Source organism: Streptomyces sp. 1222.5, from assembly GCF_900105245.1.
Classification (GTDB): Bacteria; Actinomycetota; Actinomycetes; order Streptomycetales; family Streptomycetaceae; genus Streptomyces; species Streptomyces albidocamelliae.
Genome location: NZ_FNSZ01000001.1, coordinates 3918105 through 3937157 on the forward strand (window position 1 = coordinate 3918105; position 19053 = coordinate 3937157).

General features: G+C 72.5%; 15 protein-coding genes. 8 read left to right on the plus strand and 7 right to left on the minus strand.

Annotation, left to right across the window (positions count from 1 at the left end):
• Window positions 1–111: 111 nt before the first annotated feature.
• On the plus strand, window positions 112–2829 hold the full coding sequence (locus BLW57_RS17465) for a D-alanyl-D-alanine carboxypeptidase (RefSeq protein WP_093475658.1): 2718 nt from the start codon (window positions 112–114) through the stop codon (window positions 2827–2829).
• 193 nt (window positions 2830–3022) lie between these two features.
• Window positions 3023–4909 (plus strand): DUF2029 domain-containing protein, encoded by a 1887-nt coding sequence (locus tag BLW57_RS17470; protein WP_176985622.1) that lies wholly within the window; start codon window positions 3023–3025, stop codon window positions 4907–4909.
• Here the strand turns inward: BLW57_RS17470 and BLW57_RS17475 are convergent, their stop codons facing one another.
• Window positions 4910–5758 carry a hypothetical protein gene (locus BLW57_RS17475; protein WP_093475659.1) on the minus strand — a complete coding sequence of 283 codons (849 nt, stop codon included), beginning with the start codon at window positions 5756–5758 and terminating at the stop codon, window positions 4910–4912.
• 80 nt (window positions 5759–5838) lie between these two features.
• Here BLW57_RS17475 and BLW57_RS17480 point away from each other — a divergent pair, with 80 nt between their 5' ends.
• Together BLW57_RS17480 and BLW57_RS17485 are read left to right on the plus strand one after the other, a co-directional pair.
• The gene (locus BLW57_RS17480) at window positions 5839–6627 is read left to right on the plus strand and encodes an SDR family oxidoreductase (RefSeq protein ID WP_093475661.1); all 789 of its coding nucleotides are present in this window, start codon (window positions 5839–5841) and stop codon (window positions 6625–6627) included.
• 158 nt (window positions 6628–6785) lie between these two features.
• The gene (locus BLW57_RS17485) at window positions 6786–8366 is read left to right on the plus strand and encodes a sodium:solute symporter family protein (RefSeq protein ID WP_093475662.1); all 1581 of its coding nucleotides are present in this window, start codon (window positions 6786–6788) and stop codon (window positions 8364–8366) included.
• A gap of 273 nt (window positions 8367–8639) precedes the next feature.
• Here BLW57_RS17485 and BLW57_RS17490 read toward each other — a convergent pair whose 3' ends face one another.
• Entirely contained in the window at window positions 8640–9755 is a 1116-nt protein-coding gene (locus BLW57_RS17490; RefSeq protein ID WP_093475663.1) for an ADP-ribosylglycohydrolase family protein, read from the minus strand.
• Window positions 9756–9962: 207 nt separating this feature from the next.
• On the opposite strand from BLW57_RS17490, the gene BLW57_RS17495 reads away from it, so the two are divergent.
• A complete protein-coding gene (locus tag BLW57_RS17495) occupies window positions 9963–10499 on the plus strand; it encodes a DUF2165 domain-containing protein (protein ID WP_093475665.1) in 537 nt (178 codons plus the stop codon).
• On the opposite strand, the gene BLW57_RS17500 is transcribed toward BLW57_RS17495, so the two are convergent.
• The 3 genes from BLW57_RS17500 to BLW57_RS17510 all read right to left on the minus strand — a co-directional run bounded on the left by BLW57_RS17500 (window position 10492) and on the right by BLW57_RS17510 (window position 14656).
• Window positions 10492–11058, minus strand: coding sequence for a hypothetical protein (locus tag BLW57_RS17500; protein WP_093475666.1), 567 nt, complete (start codon window positions 11056–11058; stop codon window positions 10492–10494). The genes BLW57_RS17495 and BLW57_RS17500 overlap by 8 nt on opposite strands.
• A 59-nt stretch (window positions 11059–11117) precedes the next feature.
• Window positions 11118–13703, minus strand: coding sequence for a bifunctional FO biosynthesis protein CofGH (locus BLW57_RS17505; protein ID WP_093475668.1), 2586 nt, complete (start codon window positions 13701–13703; stop codon window positions 11118–11120).
• Window positions 13704–13810: 107 nt separating this feature from the next.
• Window positions 13811–14656, minus strand: coding sequence for an LLM class F420-dependent oxidoreductase (locus tag BLW57_RS17510; protein ID WP_093475669.1), 846 nt, complete (start codon window positions 14654–14656; stop codon window positions 13811–13813).
• Window positions 14657–14756: 100 nt separating this feature from the next.
• Between BLW57_RS17510 and BLW57_RS17515 the strand changes: the two genes are divergently transcribed.
• Window positions 14757–16148, plus strand: a complete 1392-nt coding sequence (locus BLW57_RS17515; RefSeq protein ID WP_093475671.1) for a CehA/McbA family metallohydrolase — start codon at window positions 14757–14759, stop codon at window positions 16146–16148.
• Here the strand turns inward: BLW57_RS17515 and BLW57_RS17520 are convergent.
• Entirely contained in the window at window positions 16135–16653 is a 519-nt protein-coding gene (locus BLW57_RS17520; protein ID WP_093475672.1) for a PadR family transcriptional regulator, read from the minus strand. The genes BLW57_RS17515 and BLW57_RS17520 overlap by 14 nt on opposite strands.
• 126 nt (window positions 16654–16779) lie before the next feature.
• On the opposite strand from BLW57_RS17520, the gene BLW57_RS17525 reads away from it, so the two are divergent.
• Window positions 16780–17349 carry a hypothetical protein gene (locus BLW57_RS17525; RefSeq protein ID WP_093475674.1) on the plus strand — a complete coding sequence of 190 codons (570 nt, stop codon included), beginning with the start codon at window positions 16780–16782 and terminating at the stop codon, window positions 17347–17349.
• Window positions 17346–18659: a carotenoid oxygenase family protein gene (locus BLW57_RS17530; protein ID WP_093475675.1), complete on the plus strand. Its 1314-nt coding sequence runs from the start codon at window positions 17346–17348 to the stop codon at window positions 18657–18659. Before BLW57_RS17525 ends, BLW57_RS17530 begins: the two co-directional genes overlap by 4 nt.
• On the opposite strand, the gene BLW57_RS17535 is transcribed toward BLW57_RS17530, so the two are convergent.
• On the minus strand, window positions 18656–19051 hold the full coding sequence (locus BLW57_RS17535; protein ID WP_093475677.1) for a hypothetical protein: 396 nt from the start codon (window positions 19049–19051) through the stop codon (window positions 18656–18658). The two genes, BLW57_RS17530 and BLW57_RS17535, sit on opposite strands and share 4 nt — an antisense overlap.
• Between the last annotated feature and the right edge of the window lie 2 nt (window positions 19052–19053).

Consider the following 19053-nt stretch of genomic DNA (forward strand, 5'->3'; position numbering starts at 1 on the left):
GTTCGTGAGGGAACCGGCAGGTATGTCGTTCTCGTCTACCACAGGGGCCAAGCCCTCACACAGGACACTGGTACATGGTTCGGACAGGGCGCGCGTACAGGCGTGCGGCGCATGGAGGAGGCATCGGTGGCGGGCGAGTCCCCCGACAGGTCGAAGCAGCGCGAGTCGTCGGCGGAACCGACGTCGGGGAGCGGGGGTTCGGTTCCCGAGGCGCGTGATCCGCGTCTCGCGGTCGCCCGCGAAAAGGATTCCTCGGGTGGTGGCAGGGACACCGCGACGAAGATCCTGTCGGTCCGGGACCTGAAGACACCGGCGGAGGCGGAGAAGCCGGCGGAGGCGGAGGAGTCCGCGGGCTCCGAGGGCGCCGACGCCGAGGCGTCGGCCGACGCCGCCCCCGACGAGGACATCGCGCTCCGCGACGCCGTCTCGGCGTGGGTGCGCGGGGCGGACGCGGGCAAGCGGGAGGCGAAGGCCGACGCACCTGCAAACACCGCTGAGCGCCGGGAGTCCGGGGCCGACACGGATGCCGAGGCGGGGGCGGAGTCCGCCGACGGTGCCGAGGCCGGTACCGACTCGGAGGCGGGGGCGAGTTCCGCCGCCGACGCCGACGCCGACACGGACGCCGGGTCCGCGTCCCGGTCCGGGGCCGAGTCCGGGGAGGCTGTCCAGACCGGCACCGGTTCGAAGGCCGACGGCGACGAGACCGACAAGGACGCCGACGGCAAGGCGAAGGCAGGCGCCGTCGAGAAGGCGGACGCGGCGGTGAGGTCCGACGCCCGCGTGGCGGCCGCCGCTCGCGTGAAGGCGGCGCACGGTGGCGCGAACGCCAAGGCGGGGGCGCGCTCTGACGCCGGCTCCGGTGCGAAGGCCGACGCCGCCCGGGACACCGAAACGGCCTCGAAGACCGGTGCGGCGCCGACGGCTGCCGCCGACGCACCAGCCGACTCGGAGCGGAAGTCCGGCGGCGACGCCGGGGCCGACGCCGACTCCCCCACCGACGCCGACCCGAAGGCGGACGCGGCTCCCGAGACCGGCACCGGCACCGGCTCCGAGGCGGACGCGAAGCCGGAGTCCGGAACCGACGCGAAGAGCGACGCGAAGCCCACGGACGCCGCCGACGCCAAGACCGACGCGGCTCCCCTCGACGCGAAGCCCGATGCCGGCACCGATGACGGAGCCGACGCCAAGGAGGACGCGAGGCCCGAGGACCGTGACGGTGGGGACGGGCCGCGGGTCGATCAGGCCACCGCCGTCTTCAAGGCCGTACGTCCCAAGGCGCCGCAGGTCGACCAGCCGACCACCATGCTCAAGCTGGGCGGCAAGCCCCGGACACCCGCGCCCGAGAGCGAGCGCACCAGCAAGTTCGTCGCGCTGAAGAACGATCTGGGGCCCGCGCCCGCGAAGCCCGGCACCGCCGCCCCCGGCACCGGCAAGCCGGCCGGCGACGAGCCCGCGGCCGCCGCGCCGGCGGCCGCCAAGCCGGACGTCACCACCGCCGTCCCCCAGGTCGGCCCCGAGCGCACCACCCAGCAGCCGCTGCCGCCCAAGCCCCCGCTGGACCTGCTGGCGGAGCTGACGAACACCCCACCGCCCCCGGAGACCCCGGTCCGCACCGCCGTGCGCCGCGTCAAGATCTGGACCCCGCTGGTCCTGCTCCTGGCGATCGTCCTCGCGGTCGTGCAGAACTTCCGCCCGCTCCCCCAGCCCACCCTCGACCTCACCGCGAAGGACAGCTACACCTTCGGCGGCTCCGACGCGAAGGCCGGCATCCCGTGGCCGTCCGACGGCCAGGCCGCGCTGGACGTCCAGGGCATCGGCAGTTTCGGCTCCTCGGGCACGCAGAAGCCCGTGCCGATCGCGAGCGTCGCGAAGGTGATGACCGCGTACATCATCCTGCGCGACCACCGGCTCAAGAGCGGCGCCGACGGCCCCAAGATCAAGATCGACAAGACCGCCGAGCAGCAGTCGAACGCGGGCCAGGAGTCCACGGTCCACGTCACCGCCGGTGACTCGATCTCCCAGCGCGAGGCGCTGGAGAGCATCCTGATCGCCTCCGCGAACAACGTGGCCCGTCTGCTCGCCCGCTGGGACGCCGGTTCGGAGAAGGCGTTCGTGGCGAAGATGAACGCCACCGCCAAGGACCTCGGCATGACGAACAGCACGTACACCGACCCCTCCGGTCTGACGGACTCCACCGTCAGCACGGCTGTGGACCAGGTGAAGCTGGCCAAGGCCGCCATGACCGAGCCCGCCTTCCGCGAGGTCGCGGCGATGATGTCGTACGACGACTACAAGGGCGAGAACCACTCCAACTGGAACCACCTGGTCGGCAGGAACAACGTGGTCGGCATCAAGACCGGCACCACCACCTCCGCCCTCGGCAACCTCGTCTTCGCGGCGAAGAAGGACGTCGGCGGCGAGACGCGGACCATCGTGGGTGCCGTGCTGCGCCAGCCCGCGGGCGGCCCGGAGAACACCATCCTCAGCGCCGCCCTGGACCACAGCGACAAGCTGATCCGGGCCGCGCAGGGGGCGCTGAAGTCCGCGACGATCCTGAAGAAGGGCGACGTCGTCGGCTACGTGGACGACGGCCTCGGGGGCCGTACCCCGGTCGTGGCCACGAGGGACGTCAAGGCGGCCGGCTGGTCCGGTCTGAAGGTCGAGCTGGAGTTCGCCGCCGACGAGGTGCCGCACACCGCGAAGGCCGGCACCCAGGTCGGCACGCTCACGGTGGGTGACGGCTCGGCCGGTGCGGTGAAGGTCCCGGTGGCCCTGGCCAAGGATCTGGCCGAGCCCGGTCTCGGCGCCAAGCTGACCCGTCTGGGCTGACCGCACCACCTCCGCCCGCCCGCGCACCCCGTCGACGGCGCCCACCCGGGAGCCGGTCGGCGGGGTGCGTGCTAGCGTCACGAATCGGGGCAGCTAGCCGGTCAGGGGGACAAGGCCGGGAACTGGACGAGAAGCGGCCGGGAACACTGAGGGAAACGGCCGAGAAAAGAAGACGGGAACGGGGAGCCTTCAGGTGGCCACAGCGGAGCCGACACGCGCCGACGACGCCGATCCGGGCCCGGGAGCCGGCCCGCGAATACGTGTGTCCACACCGGACCGGGACAGGGTGGGCAGCACGCACGGTCATCACGACGACCGTGCGGCAGCGCACCGGCCCGGCGGACGCGCGCGTCTTCTCGCCTCCCTGGAACCCGTTCGTCAGCGGCTGCTGCTGCACCCCGTGCTCTCCGTCACCGCACTCGCGGGCGTGCTGCACATCGTCTGGTTCTTCACCTTCGCCAACAGCGGCGGCGACCTCGCGGCCCAGGACGCCTGGGCCGAGTTCGTCGGCCGGCACCCGGACTCGGCGTACAACCTCGCCTGGTACGGGGGCATGCACCCGGTGTCCTACAGCGTGGTCTCGCCGTACCTGATGTCGGTCCTCGGCGTCCGTACGACGATGATGCTCGCCGGGACCGTGTCGGCGGGCCTGCTGACGCTGATCCTGATACGCAGCCGGGCGGTGCGGAACCCGCTGTGGGTCTCGTTCGCCGGGGTCTTCGCGTTCCTGTGCAACGCGATATCCGGGCGCGTGACCTTCGGGCTCGGCACGATGTTCGCGCTCGGCGCGGTCGCCGCCGTGCACTGCTGGCCGTACCGGTGGCGGTACAAACGCTGGGCGAAGGCGCTGGTCGCCGCCCCGCTGGCCGGGCTCGCCACGATGGCGTCGCCGGTCGCGGGGCTGTTCGTGGGTCTGGTCGCGGTCGCGCTGTTCCTGCAGAAGCGGCGGCCGGGCGCCTGGGCGCTGGGTCTCGCGCCGGCGGCCGTGGTCGGGGTCTCGGCCTGGCTGTTCCCGTTCTCCGGCACCCAGCCGATGACGATCGGCTCGGTGATCCTGCCGCTGCTCTACGGCCTGCTCTGCCTGTTCCTGGTGCCCAAGGAGTGGCTGACCGTCCGGCTGACGGCCGCCGTCTACAGCCTCGGTGTCGTCCTGGTGTGGCTGATCAGCTCGCAGATCGGGTCGAACATCTCGCGGCTGCCGATGCTCTTCGCGGGTGCGGCACTGATCGCGGCACTGCCGTACACCGTGCCGAAGTCGCGCAAGTGGTACGTGACCGTGCTGGCGTTCCTGGGCTTCGTCGGCTGGATCGGCTTCAAGACGGTCGACGACATCATCCACACCACCCCGGCCGCCTCCTGGGCCCGCGAGCTGGCCCCGCTGGTCAACGAGCTCCAGAAGAACGGCGCCGAGAAGGGCCGCGTCGAGGTGGTCCCGGCGCGCTCGCACCGCGAGGCGTCCGCGCTCGCGCCGTACGTCAACCTGGCCCGCGGCTGGAACCGTCAGGCCGACATGGAGCGCAACCCGCTCTTCTACGACGACACCCTCAACTCGGCGAACTACCACGAGTGGCTCCAGCGCTGGGCCGTCCACTACGTGGTGCTTCCCAAGGACAACCCCGACGGCGACGGCGGTGTGCGCGAGGTGCAGCTGCTGCAGCGGGGGATGCCGTACCTGAAGCAGGTGTGGGGCGACGCCAACTGGCAGCTGTTCCAGGTGACCGACCCGGCGCCGCTCGCCGAGCCCAACGCCGTGGTCGACCGGGCGGAGCAGGGGGAGATGACGCTGGAGGTGCGCAAGGCCGGGCGGATCCTGATCCGGATCCCCTACTCGCCGTGGCTGAGCGTCGTCGACGAGCAGGGCAAGAGCCTGAAGCCGCCGCAGGAGACGGAGTCGTCCAGGCACCGGGAGCAGGGCATGCCGAAGACGTACGACAACGTCAACGGATGTCTGATGGAGACGCCGGAGGACGCCAACGGGGACAAGTGGACGGCGCTGCTCGCCCCGCGGGCCGGCACCTACCACCTGGCGGCGCCCTACCAGCTGCCCCGCGGCACCCCCTGCCCCGACGAGCTGAAGTAGCTAGTCCGTGCCGCGCAGCTCCGTCACGTAGCGGTCCGTGCCCGGCACCGTCGGGACGAAGGGGGCCACCAGCTCCACCCGCCCCAGTCCCGAGCCCGCGACGTCCGCGTCCAGGCCCGTGAAGTGGTCCGTCCAGCACTCCCGCGGGTCCTTCTCCAGGAACCACAGCAGGGTCAGGCGGGTGTCCACGCCCTCCACCTGCTTCACATAGGTCATGCGGTCGCCCGGCAGCGGTGTCGGCCGGAACACGGTGACCATGGCGGACGGGGACCCCGCGAGCCGGCGCGGCAGGTGCCGGGCGGCCAGCCACTCCAGCAGCTCGGCCCGCTGCCGCGGGGAGTCGGTGTCGACGACCTGGAGCACCAGCCCGGAGTACGGGTGGTCGAGCGCGTGGACGTCCCTGGGCCCCGCGGCGCCGTCCCGGTAGACGGTCGCCGCGTGGTCCTGGAAGGCCGTGAAGACGTGGGTGCGGTCCTGGTAGACCCGGGCGTCGCGGTTGAGGCGCCGGTTGACGGCGACCGTCCACTTCATGTGGTCGGCGTAGCGGCCGGCGGTGATCCAGTAGGTGGAGAGGTAGCAGCCGGCGGTGACCGGCTGGGCGATCGCGGACTTCTCCGGGTAGCGCAGCAGTTGCAGCTCCCGGGTCGCGACCCAGCGGCGGCCGGCGTACATCCACGGCATGGCCATCGCGCCGGCGTAGTAGTGGTCGTCCTCGTACCAGCGGTTGTAGGCGTACTCGTGGCCGGGATGCGGTTCGACCATGGTGATCAGGGCGTGGCCCGGGCGGACGCCGTACGGGCCCACGGCGGCCAGTTCTCCGTACAGCTCGCTTCGGGTGTCCTCGCTCATGCGGTTCCCCTTCCGTCCTCCCGCGGTCGCCCATACTCTGACGCTCCGTCAGACAGAACGCCATACCCCGGGAGGCACCGATGTCCCTGCTCACCGGCAAGACCGTCGTCGTCTCGGGCGTCGGGGCCGGGCTCGGCCACCAGGTGGCCGCGGCCGTCGTACGGGACGGCGGCAACGCGGTGCTCGGCGCCCGCACCGAGGCGAACCTCGCCAAGAGCGCGGCCGACATCGATCCGGACGGCGGCCGCACGGCGTACCGGACGACCGACATCACCGACGAGGGGCAGTGCGAGGCGCTGGCCGCGCTGGCCCGGGAGCGGTTCGGCTCGATCGACGCCGTGGTGCACGTGGCCGCCTGGGACTCCTATTTCGGCGGGGTCGAGGACGCGGACTTCGCGACCTGGCGGTCGGTCATCGACGTGAACCTGCTGGGGACGCTGCGGATGACGCGGGCGTGTCTGCCGGCGTTCAGGGCGGGCGGGGGCGGGTCGGTGGTGTTCATCGGGACGCAGTCGGCCGTCGCCGCGCCCTCGCAGGTGAAGCAGGCCGCGTACGCCGCCTCGAAGGGGGCGCTGACCAGCGCGATGTACTCGCTGGCACGGGAGCTGGGGCCGCAGCGGATCCGGGTCAACACGGTGCTGCCGGGGTGGATGTGGGGGCCGCCGGTGCAGGCGTACGTGCGGTTCGCCGCGCAGTCGGAGGGGGTGCCGGAGGACGAGGTGCTGGCGCGGCTGACGGAGCGCATGGCGCTGCCGGAGCTGGCGACGGACGGGGACGTGGCCGACGCGGCGGTGTTCCTGGCCTCGGACCGGGCGCGGTCCATCACGGGACAGTCGCTGCTGGTCAACGCGGGTGAGCTGATGCACTGAGCCGACCTGGCGAGCCGGTTGAGTTCATATAGATGAACAGAGGTCATCTAGGCGAACAATTTTACGCGCTCTTGACCTTCTCCTTCCTTGCCCTGTGTCCATGTTCGAAACCAGAGTTCACATGCCTGACCCTGGCTGCGAACCCTGGAAGGGGACACATGAACGGTCTCGACTGGGCCGTGCTGATCGGCTATTTCGGAGTGATGGTCGCGATCGGCGTCTGGTCGCACAAGCGCGTGGACAACGTCTCCGACTTCTTCACGGCCGGCGGCAAGATGCCCTGGTGGCTTTCCGGCATCTCGCACCACATGTCGGGCTACAGCGCGGTGATGTTCACCGGGTACGCGGGCATCGCCTACACGTACGGCGTCACGTCCTTCATCACCTGGTCGTTCCCGATCGCGCTCGGCATCGCCATCGGCTCGAAGCTGTTCGCGCCGCGGATCAACCGGCTGCGCTCCCGGCTGCACGTGGCCTCTCCGCTGGAGTATCTGAAGAACCGCTACAACCTGCCCACGCAGCAGGCGCTCGCCTGGTCCGGCATGCTGCTGAAGATCGTCGACGTGGGCGCCAAGTGGGCGGCGATCGCGACCCTGTTGTCGGTGTTCACCGGGGTGTCCCTGAACCAGGGCATCCTCATCACCGGGGCGATCACCGCCGTCTACTGCACGATCGGCGGTCTGTGGGCGGACGCGCTGACCGAACTCGGCCAGTTCGTCATCCAGTTGCTGGCCGGCATCTCCATGTTCGTCGCGGTCGTGCTGAAGCTGAGCGACAAGGACATCGGCTTCTTCGGCGCCTGGGACGAGCCCGCCCTGCACGGCCACGGCAAGCCGCTCGTCGGGCCGTACGGGACGGTGTTCCTGCTGGCGTTCCTCTTCATCAAGCTCTTCGAGTACAACGGCGGCATGCTCAACCAGGCGCAGCGCTACATGGCGACGGGCAGCGCGCACCAGGCCGAGCGCTCGGCGCGGCTGTCGGCGATCCTGTGGCTGGTCTGGCCGGTGGTCCTCTTCTTCCCCATGTGGATGTCCCCGCTCCTGGTCCACGCGCAGAAGCCGGACGGCTCGGACTCCTACGCGCTGATGACCGAGCAGTTGCTGCCGCACGGCCTGCTGGGCCTGGTCATCGTCGGCTTCTTCTCTCACACCATGGCCATGTGCTCCTCCGACGCCAACGCGATCGCGGCGGTGTTCACCCGTGACGTGGCGCCGGTGCTGTCGGCGAGGGCGCGTGCGTGGGGCGAGCGTTCGGGTCTGGTCGCGGCCCGGGTGACCACGGTCGTCTTCCTCGGGCTGTCCATGGCGGTGGCCACGCAGGTGAACTCGCCCGCTTTCAAGGACATCATCACGGTCGTCATCAAGTGGGTGGCCGGTCTCATGGGGCCGATCGCGATCCCGATGATGCTGGGTCTGCTCCGCCCGTTCCGCCGCTCCGGCCCCACGGCGGCGCTGACCAGCTGGGCGGCGGGCCTGCTGGCCTTCTGGCTGGTCAACTACCCGATCAACTGGGCCGTCGACGGCGGGGTGCCGCTCCAGTACCAGGTCTCGGTGCCGCTCGCGGTCTCGCTGGTCCTGTACATCCTCATCGGCTACCTCAAGCCGGAGGACACCCCGGAGCGCCTGGCCGTCATCGAGACGGTCAACACGGACGGGGGCGCTGCGCCGGCTGTGCCGGTGCCTGCGGGTGCCGACGACGACGCGGCTGCCGCGTCCTCGCCCGGCGGGAACGCGTCGTAGGACTGCTGCCGGGGGCGCGGGCGCGGGTGCGCGGGGGCTGGTCACGCAGTTCCCCGCGCCCCTGGGGAATCACCGGACCGTCGGCCGACGGGGGCCGCTCGCACCTGCCGACGCATCGGCCGTGCGGGTGCGTCGGAGCCAGTCACGCAGTTCCCCGCGCCCCTGGGGAGTCGCCGGACCGTCGGCCGACGGGGGCCGCTCGCACCTGCCGATGCATCGACCGTGCGGGTGCGTCGGGGCCGGTCACGCAGTTCCCCGCGCTTCTGGGGACGGTCAGGCTCGGGGGTAGCGGGTCAGCCAGGCCGGGGAGGAGCCGGCCGGGCCGTGCAGGGCCGGGCCCTGGGTCATCTCCATCGCGAAGTCGTCGGCGAGTTCCAGGACGGTCGGACGGCCCTCCAGCTCGGCCAGCCAGGCCGGCGGGAGGGCCGTCTCGCCGTGCAGGGCGCCGAGCAGGCCGCCGGTGAGGGCGCCGGCCGCGGCCGAGGGACCGCTCTGGTTCACCGCGAGGCACAGCCCGTGCCGTACGTCCTCCCCCACCAGCGCGCAGTACACGGACGCGGCCAGCAGACCGTCCGCCGTGCCGTCCCCGGCCAGCTCCTCCACCCGGGTCGGGGTGGGCATGCCCTGCCGCACCGCGCCGAGGGCGTGCTGGAGGGCGTCGGAGACGGGCTGGTGCCCGGGGCGGACGGCGAGAAGGGCGAGGGCCCGCTGCACGGCACCGTCCAGGCTCTCGCCCCGGGCCAGCGCGTGCACGATCACGGCGTACGCGCCCGCCGACAGGTTGGCGATGGGATGCCCGTGCGTCTGGGCCGCGCACTCCACGGCCAGCTGGACGACGAGCTGCGGCTCCCAGCCGACCAGCAGACCGAAGGGCCCCGAGCGGGCGACGGCCTCCGGGCCGAGCTCCGTGGGGTTCTTGGGCTGCTCCAGCGTGCCCATCGTCTCGTCGCCGAGACCGATGAGCAGCGCGCGGCTCGGCTCACGCCGGGCGTACAGCCACTCCTCCCGCGCCAGCCAGCCGTCGTCCTTGCGGCGCTCGTCGGGTCCCCAGTCCCGCTGCGTGGCCGCCCAGCGCAGGTACGCCCGGTGCAGATCGGTCGGCGGGTGCCAGGCGCCGGTGTCGCGGCGCACCTGCGCGCGAATCAGCCCGTCCACGGTGAACAGGGTGAGCTGGGTGTGGTGGGTGACCGTACCGCGCCGCCCGTGCCCGAAGGCGAGGTCGAGCAGGCCCTCCGGACCGTAGGCCGAGCGGATCTCCTCCAGGGACAGCGCGTCGGCGGGACCGCCCAGCGCATCACCGACGGCGACCCCGAGCAGGGTGCCACGCACCCTGCTGCGGAAGTCCTGCTGTTCGGCACGGCCCCACACGGCGCCGGACGTCGCACTCACCAGATCTCCTCACGACACCGCCCGCCCGTACGACGCTAGGCACTGTAATCGACCGGGAACGGTCAGTTCAGCGGGCGAACCGACACCGACGGGTCATTGCCGACCGGCCCTGAACGCTCCGGTCGCCGCACGCGGCCGGGCCGGACCGGCCCGATTGTGGCTCAATGCGCGTGGGAGAAGCGGGTGTTCGTCGGGGAGAATCCAGCCATGACCACCACCCCCACCACCGCCACCACCCCCATCGGCCGCACCTCCGGTACCGCCCTTCCGCTGGCCGCGGGCGTCCTCACCGGGATACTCGCCCTCTACATCGCCCTGGTCGCCCTCGGGAACATCACCGACTTCGGGACGAACCAGCAGTTCGTGCGGCACGTGCTCGCGATGGACACCACGTTCAAGGACGACGACCTGATGTGGCGGGCCGTCACGAGCACCGCTCTCCAGGACACCGCCTACGTCCTGATCATCGTGTGGGAGACCGTGGCCGCGCTGGTTCTCGTCGGGGGCACCTGGTTCTGGGCGCGGCGGGACCACGACCGCGCACGGCGCCTGTCCACCTACGGTCTGCTGATGCTCGTGCTGCTGTTCGGCGCCGGGTTCATCGCCGTCGGCGGGGAGTGGTTCGCCATGTGGCAGTCGAAGACCTGGAACGGGCTGGACGCGGCGACCCGGGTGTTCCTGCTCAGCGGGGTCGCGCTGATAGTCAACCAGCTGCCGGGCGCCGTGCGCCGGGACGCTAGCTGACCACCGCCACCGTCGTCCCCTTGGCACCGAAGTCCCACAGCGCGGACCCGTTCCGCTTGTTCAGCCGGACGGCGCCCAGCTTCTTGCCGTTCGCGGGCGGCGGCGAGGCGCCGTCGAGGGCGTTGGAGAAGGCTATGGACACGCCCGACACCTTGTTGAAGTACATGATGTGCTCGACCGCGATGCCGTCCGAACCCGTGAGCGACTGCGTGCGCAGGGTGATCGAGTAGCTGCCGGGCCGCGGGGCCACCGTGCCCGGCCACACCGGGAAGCTGCGGGCGACCTTGCCGCCCGCGTCGACCAGCCACACCCGCTTCTCGCCGAGCGAGTAGACGATCCGGCGGCCCGTGCCGGACCCGGCCGGCAGGGCGGGTACGGCCGGCGCCTTCGGCTTCGCGGACGGGTGGGCGCCCGCCGACGCCGTGGCGCTGGGCCTGGGCGTCGAGGAGGCCGTGGGATGCGGCCCGTGGTCCGCCTGGACGGCAAGGGCGATCACGGCCGCGGTCGCTCCCGCCGTCAGACCGGTGACCCAGGCCCACGAGGGCAGTCGGGCAGCCACGGGTACGCATCTCCTCCGCTACGGGTCCCCCCATGGGATCGGGGGTCGGATCATCGTACTCAGTCCAGGACGGGCAGCAGATCCGGCAGGTGCCCGTCGGACGCCTCGGCCGCCCGCCGCCGTTCCTCGGGGACCTCTCCGTAGAGGGTGGTGCGCGGCCTGGCGGGCCGGCCGGCCGCCTCGGCGACCGCGACGAGCTCGCGGACCGACTTGTACGAGCCGTAGGAGGAGCCCGCCATGCGGGAGATCGTCTCCTCCATCAGGGTCCCACCGACGTCGTTCGCGCCCGAGCGGAGCATCTCCGCCGCACCCTCCGTGCCCAGTTTCACCCAGCTCGTCTGGATGTTGGGGATCCAGGGGTGCAGCAGCAGCCGGGCCATCGCGGTCACCGCGCGGTTGTCCCGCATCGAGGGGCCGGGGCGCGCGATGCCCGCCAGGTACACCGGCGCGTTGGTGTGGATGAAGGGGAGGGTGACGAACTCCGTGAAGCCGCCCGTCCGCTGCTGGATCCCGGCGAGCGTGCGCAGGTGGCCGAGCCAGTGGCGGGGCTGGTCCACGTGGCCGTACATCATCGTCGACGACGAGCGGATGCCCAGTTCGTGCGCCGTCGTGATCACCTCGATCCAGGTGGCCGCCGGCAGCTTGCCCTTGGTCAGCACCCAGCGGACCTCGTCGTCCAGGATCTCCGCCGCCGTGCCGGGCACGGAGTCCAGGCCGGCCTCCTTGGCGGCGGTCAGCCACTCGCGGACGGACAGCCCCGTCCTGGTCGCGCCGTTCACCACCTCCATCGGCGAGAAGGCGTGCACGTGCATGCCGGGGACGCGCTCCTTGACCGCCCTGGCGATGTCGAAGTAGGCCGTGCCGGGCAGGTCGGGGTGGATGCCGCCCTGCATGCAGACCTCGACCGCGCCCACGTCCCACGCCTGCCGGGCGCGGTCCGCCACCTGCTCCAGCGACAGGGTGTAGGCGTCCGCGTCGGTGCGGCGCTGGGCGAAGGCGCAGAAACGGCAGCCGGTGTAGCAGACGTTGGTGAAGTTGATGTTGCGCGTGACGATGTACGTCACGTCGTCGCCCACCGCCGTCCTGCGCACGTCGTCCGCCACCCGGCACAGCGCGTCCAGCGCCGGGCCGTCCGCGTGCAGCAGGGCCAGGGCCTCGGCGTCGGTCAGCCGGGTCGGGTCGTCGGCCGCCGTGCGCAGCGCCTGCCGTACGTCCGTGTCGATGCGCTCCGGTGCCATGCCGGGGACCGCCGCCTCGCGCAGGGCCTCCCAGTCGCCGTACACCTCGTCGAAGTCGTCGCGCCGGTCGCGGGTGCGGCCCTCGGTGTCGATGGTGCGGTGCAGGTCCGTGCGGCCGGTCGGCACGAAGGCCTCCTCCGGCTCCTGCCACGGCAGACCCCGCGGGAGGGCGCCGGGCAGTGCCAGCCCGGTCTCGGGGTCGGCGAGTGCGGCCACGTGCGGGCGTACCCGCGGGTCCAGCCAGGGCTCGCCGCGGCGGACGAACTCCGGGTACACGCAGAGGCGTTCGCGCAGCTCGAAGCCCGCGGCCGCCGACTTCGCGGCCAGTTCATCGATCTGCGGCCAGGGGCGCTCGGGGTTGACGTGGTCGATGGTGAGCGGGGAGACCCCGCCCCAGTCGTCGATGCCGGCGCCGATCAGGCGCTCGTACTCGCCGGCCACGAGGTTCGGCGGGGCCTGGAGGCAGGCGCCCGGGCCCATGATGTGCCGGGCGACGGCCACCGTGGCGACCAGGTCGTCGAGTTCGGCGTCCGGCATGCCGCGCATCGCCGTGTCCGGCTTGGCGCGGAAGTTCTGGATGATCAGTTCCTGGATGCCGTGGTGGGCCCGCGCCACCTTCCGCAGCGCGAACACGGACTCCGCGCGCTCCTCGTAGGTCTCCCCGATGCCGATGAGGAGACCGGAGGTGAAGGGGACGGAGGAGCGGCCGGCGTCCTCCAGCACCCGCAGGCGCACGGCCGGCTCCTTGTCCGGGGAGCCGTGGTGCGGGCCGCCGGGCTCGGACCAGAGCCGGGTCGCGGTCGTCTCCAGCATCATGCCCATCGAGGGGGCCACCGGCTTCAGACGCTGGAAGTCCGTCCAGGTCAGCACGCCCGGGTTGAGGTGGGGCAGCAGGCCCGTCTCCTCCAGGACGCGGATGGAGATCGCGCGGACGTAGGCGATGGTGTCGTCGTAGCCGTGCGCGTCCAGCCACTCGCGCGCCTCGGGCCAGCGGTCCTCGGGCTTGTCGCCGAGGGTGATCAGGGCTTCCTTGCAGCCGAGCGCGGCGCCCTTGCGGGCGATGTCGAGGACCTCGTCCGGGGACATGAACATCCCGTGGCCCGCCCGGCGCAGCTTGCCGGGGACGGTGACGAAGGTGCAGTAGTGGCACTTGTCCCGGCACAGCCGGGTGAGGGGGACGAAGACGCTCTTCGAGTAGGTGATGACGCCCGGCCTGCCCGCCGCGTCGAGTCCCGCGTCCCGCACCCGGGCGGCGGACGCGGCGAGATCGGTGAGGGCCTCGCCGCGCGCCTGGAGCAGCACCGCGGCCTCGGCGACGTCGAGGGCGACGCCGTCCCGGGCACGTTTGAGGGCGCGACGCATGGAGTTCTCGGTCGGGCCGGTTCCGGAGGTCGCGGAAGTCGTCATCTCTCGAGCATACGTAGGGGGAAGGACTGTTCAGCGAGGTCGGGGGTGCCGCCGGGACGGGCGGGGCGCGCGCGGGCACGCGCCGCGCCGTGCGCCGGCCGGCCCGGTCACAGGAAGGCCGCGTACGCGTCCAGCACCCGCAGGACCTCCGCCTCCCCGGCTGAGGGCAGTTGGAGGACGACCTCCTCGATGCCCAGCCCGGCGTAGTGCGCGAGCTTGCCCGGGGTGGGCAGGACGGCGTACGGGACGACCTGGAGGGCGGCCGGGTCGCGCCCCGCGTCGGTCCATGCCGCGCGCAGGACCGGCAGCGATTCGGACAGTCCGCGGCCGCCGATCGGCAGCCAGCCGTCGGCGTACTCGCCGATGTGCGCGAACAGCGTGGGCCCGGCGGCTCCGCCGACGAGCGTGCGCGGCCCGACGACCGGGCCGCGCGGCTTCTGCGCCGGTTTGGGGTGGGCGAAGCTGGCCCGCACGCTCGCGAACTCGCCGTCGTGGGCGAGGGGTTCCTCGGACCACAGCGCGCGCATCAGCGCCATCCGGTCCCGGACCAGCTCGCGCCGGGTGCGCCACCGCACTCCGTGGTCGGCTGCTTCCTCCACGTTCCAGCCGAATCCGAGGCCGAGGGTGAAGCGCCCGCCGGACAGATGGTCGAGGGTGGCGACCTGCTTGGCGAGGCCGATCGGGTCGTGCTGCGCGACCAGGGTGACGCCGGTGCCGAGGCCGAGGCGCTCGGTGACGGCCGCGGCCTGGCCGAGCGCCACGAAGGGGTCGAGGGTACGGCCGTACTCGGGCGGCAGTTCGCCCCCGGCCGGGTAGGGGGTGGCCCGTTCGACGGGGATGTGGGTGTGCTCGGGCAGGTAGAGCCCGGCGTAACCGCGCTGTTCGAGCTCGCGGGCGAGCGCGGTGGGGGTGATGGTCTCGTCCGTGAGGAAGATCGTGACGGCGATACGCATGGGCCATCTGTACCGGGTGCGGCCGGAACTGTCCATACCGACTGGTCGGCATTCGGTGTCGGCCTGTCCCGTCCGTCACCGGGGCGCCTACCGTGGACCGGTGACCACCCTGCGCGGCACCCTCGCACCCGGCGCACCGGACTACGTCTACCTCCCCTTCGAAGTCCCGCCCGGCACGGCCGAGTTGAAGGTCTCCTACACCTACGACAGACCCGCCGTCCCGCCGGGCACCCTCGGCAACGCGCTCGACATCGGGCTCTTCGACGAACGCGGCACCGAGCTGGGCGGGCGCGGCTTCCGGGGCTGGTCCGGCGGCGCCCGGACGGAGTTCCGGGTGCGGGCCGACGAGGCGACGCCCGGCTATCTGCCCGGCCCGCTGAACCCCGGCACCTGGCACATCGCCCTCGGCCCGTACACGGTCGCGCCCCAGGGGCTGCGCTACGAGGTGACGGTCACGCTCACCGAGGGCGAGCCCGGCCGGACGCCGACGCCCTCGTATCCGCCCGCCCGGGCCGCCGGCCGGGGACGCGACTGGTACCGGGGCGACTGCCACCTGCACTCCTGGCACTCCGACGGCCGACGCACCCCGGCCGAGATCGCGGCGCTGGCCCGCGCCGCCGGCCTGGACTTCATCAACAGCTCCGACCACAACACCACGGCCGCGCACGCCCACTGGGCCGACGCGGCCGGGGACGACCTGCTGGTGCTGCTCGGCGAGGAGGTCACCACCAGGAACGGTCACGTCCTGGCCCTCGGCACCGACCCGGGCACCTTCGTCGACTGGCGCCACCGGGCCCGGGACCACCGCTGGGCCCGCTTCGCCCGGGAGATCCGCCGCGCCGGCGGCCTGGCCGTACCGGCCCATCCGCACGGCGACTGTGTCGGCTGCGCCTGGAAGTTCGGGTTCGCGGAAGCGGACGCCGTCGAGGTGTGGAACGGGCTGTGGACGCCCGACGACGAGGTGACCCTGGCCGCCTGGGACGCCCGGCTGGTCTCCTCGGCGCGCGCCGGCCGGTCGTGGCTGCCGGCCATGGGGGACAGTGACGCCCATCGCGACCCGGACGTGGTCGGCCACCCCCAGACGGTGGTCCTGGCCGAGGATCTGACCCGGGAGGCGATCCTCGAGGGCCTGCGGGCCGGGCGGTCGTACGTGGCCGAGTCGCGGGCCGTCTCCCTGGCCTTCACCGTGACCGCCGAGGGGGGCGCACGTGCGGGGATCGGCGAGCGGCTGACGGCCCCCGCCGGCGCCCCGGTGACGGTACGGCTGGAGGTCCACGGCGCCCCGCGCTGCTCCGTGCGGCTGGTGACCGACCAGGGCGTGGTGCTCACCGGCGACCCGCTGCCCGTCTCCGGCGCCGGTGTGGTCGAGTGGCGCACCACCACGGCCCACGCCGCCTACGTGCGGGCGGAGTTGCGGCACGAGGCGGCGGCGGGTCCGCTGCCCGGGGCGATGGCGGCGTTCACCAACCCCGTGTTCCTCACGGCTGCTTGATCTGGTCCGCCGCCCACTCGGCCCAATCGCGCCGCATCGCGTTGAAGCGCAGCCCGTACTCCAGGGCGATCCGGCCGTAGACCGAGAGGTTGTCGTCGTCCCAGTCGATGGAGTCGTGGAGCTGCCGCAGCCGCTCGTGGCCCTCCTCGGACATCGCGATCAGCTCGGTGAGGTACGCGTGCGCCTGGTCGGGCCGGAGCACGCCGAGGAAGAAGACGCGCAGCAGGATGTCGCTGCGGGTGTTGCGCTGGGGCGCGACCTCGGTGAGCCAGTGGCGCAGCTCCGCCGTGCCCTCGTCGGTGATCCGGTACTCCTTGCGTCCGCGCGGGCCTTCGGCGGCCACCGTGATCAGCCCGGAGCCCGCCAGTCTGGTCAGCTCGGTGTAGATCTGGCTCTGGGTCGCCGGCCAGACGTTGGCCAGCGAGGTCTCGAACGTCTTCAGCAGGTCGTAGCCGCTGGCGGGACGTTCCGAGAGCAGGCCGAGCAGTGCGTGTCTGAGGCTCATACCTCCACTTTACCTTCCACTATTGACATGTCGAGAGCCGACCTTCTAGTTTTGACATGTCGAACAAGGAATACAGTCACACCGCAGACCGGAACACCGACCGCTTCCGACCGTCCGGGGGATCTCATGTCGTACCTGCGCACGTTCTTGCCGTGGATCGTCTTCGCCGTCATCCCCTCGCGGGACTGGCAGTGGGGCGCCCTGGCCGCCCTGGTGGCCGCCGTCGCGCTCATCGCCGTGGAGAAGCGGTCGGGTGCCGGCTTCGACGCGCTGATCATCGAGACGGGTTCGGCGGTCTTCTTCGCCGTCCTCGCCGCCGTCGCGTTCGCCGACCCGCACTCGGGTGTGCACGGCTACTCGGCCGCCCTCTCCTCGGGCTCGCTCGCCGTCATCGCCGGTGTCTCCCTGGCCATCGGCCGGCCGTTCACCCTGGGCATCGCCAAGCGCACCACTCCGCGCGAGTACTGGGGCCTGAAGCCGTTCATCCGGACCAACGCGGTCATCACCGCCGTGTGGACCGCCGCGTTCGCCCTGACCGCCGCCGTCCTCGCCCTGCTGGCCCACGCCGGGGACGCCCACTCCACGCCGGCCACCCTCGTGCAGATCGCCGGCTTCGCCGTCCCGATGGTCTTCACCGTCCGCTACGTCGCCCACGTCCAGGCGAAGGCCCGGGCCGCCGGGCAGGTGGCCCGGTGACCGCCGCCCCGAAGCACCTCAACGGCAACTACGCCCCGGTCACCGAGGAACTCACCGCGCGCGACCTGCCGGTGACCGGCACGGTCCCGCCCGAGCTGGCCGGCTGGTACCTGCGCAACGGCCCGAACCCGGCGGACGCCGCCTCCGGCCACTGGTTCTTCGGTGACGGCATGGTCCACGGCGTGCGCCTGGAGGGCGGCCGGGCCGTCTCGTACCGCAACCGCTGGGTGCGCACCACCCGCTTCACCGACGACGCCCGGATGTACGACGGCCAGGGCCGCCGGGACCTCACGGCCGGCCCGGCCAACACCCACGTCGTCCGGCACGCCGGCCGCACCCTCGCCCTGGTCGAGACCGCTCTGCCCTACGAGCTGACCCGCGGCCTCGACACCGTGGGCCCGTACGACTTCGACGGGCGGCTGTCGACCGCGATGACCGCCCACCCAAAGACCTGTCCCGCCACCGGCGAGCTGCACTTCTTCGGTTACGGCATGGTCGAGCCCACCCACCTGACCTACCACCGGGCCGACGCGGCGGGCGAGCTCACCGTCAGCCGGCCCGTCGAGGTGCCCGGGCCGACCATGCTGCACGACTTCGCCCTCACCGCCGGGCACGTCGTCTTCATGGACCTGCCGGTCGTCTTCGACGTCGAACTCGCCCTGACCGGCGGGACGATGCCGTACAGCTGGGACGACGGGTACGGCGCCCGGCTCGGCGTGCTGCGCCGCGACGACCCCCACGGCGAGGTCCACTGGTTCCCCGTCGACCCCTGCTACGTCTTCCACGTCGTCAACGCCCACGACGTCCCGGACGGCACCCTCGTCCTGCACGTGATGCGCTACCCGGAGATGTGGCGGCGCACCGCCGACGGCCGTACCGGCCCGCAGCAGGCCGTGCTGTGGAAGTGGACCGTCGACCCGGCCCGCGGCACGGTCCGCGAGGAGCAGGTCGACGACCGGCCCGGCGAGTTCCCGCGCGTCGACGACCGGCTCACCGGGCTCGACTCCGGCCACGGCCACATGACGAGCGGCACCGCACTGGTCCGCTACGACCTGGCCACCGGGGCCGCCACCGCCCACGACTTCGGTCCCGGCCGCACCCCCGGGGAGGCGGCGTTCGCCCCCGCCGACGGGACGCCCGGCGGACCCGGCTGGCTGCTGACGTACGTGCACGACGCTGCCACCGACCGCAGCGACCTGGTGGTCCTGGACGCCGGTGATCTAGCGGCGCCCCCGGTCGCCACGGTCCACCTGCCCGCCCGGGTGCCGTTCGGCTTCCACGGCAACTGGCTGGCCGACGCGGACGCCTAGGCGGGACCGCCCCGGGCCGACCGGCGCAGGGCGACGATCTCGGCGACCGCCTCCAGCCAGCGGGCGGCCCGCGTCTCGGCCTCCGGGCCGGTGGCGGTCTGCGCCGCACCGCTCAGCCAGTCGCGCAGCACGGCCGCCGGCTCGGGGGACGGCAGCGGCTCGGGCAGCCCGGCGGCGTAGGCGAGGCCGCCGGAGCGGACGATCTCCGCGACGAAGACCAGCGAGCGGGGCAGCACGCCGAGCCGGTCGAGGGTGACCGCGGCGGCGATCGCGCCGTCGCCGAACAGGGCCGTCCGGAACGCCTCCTCGGTCAGGCCGTAACGGAGCAGCATGGTGACGTCCGTGCCGGCCAGCACCTCGTCGTCGCTGCGGCTTTCGGGAGCTGGGGACATGA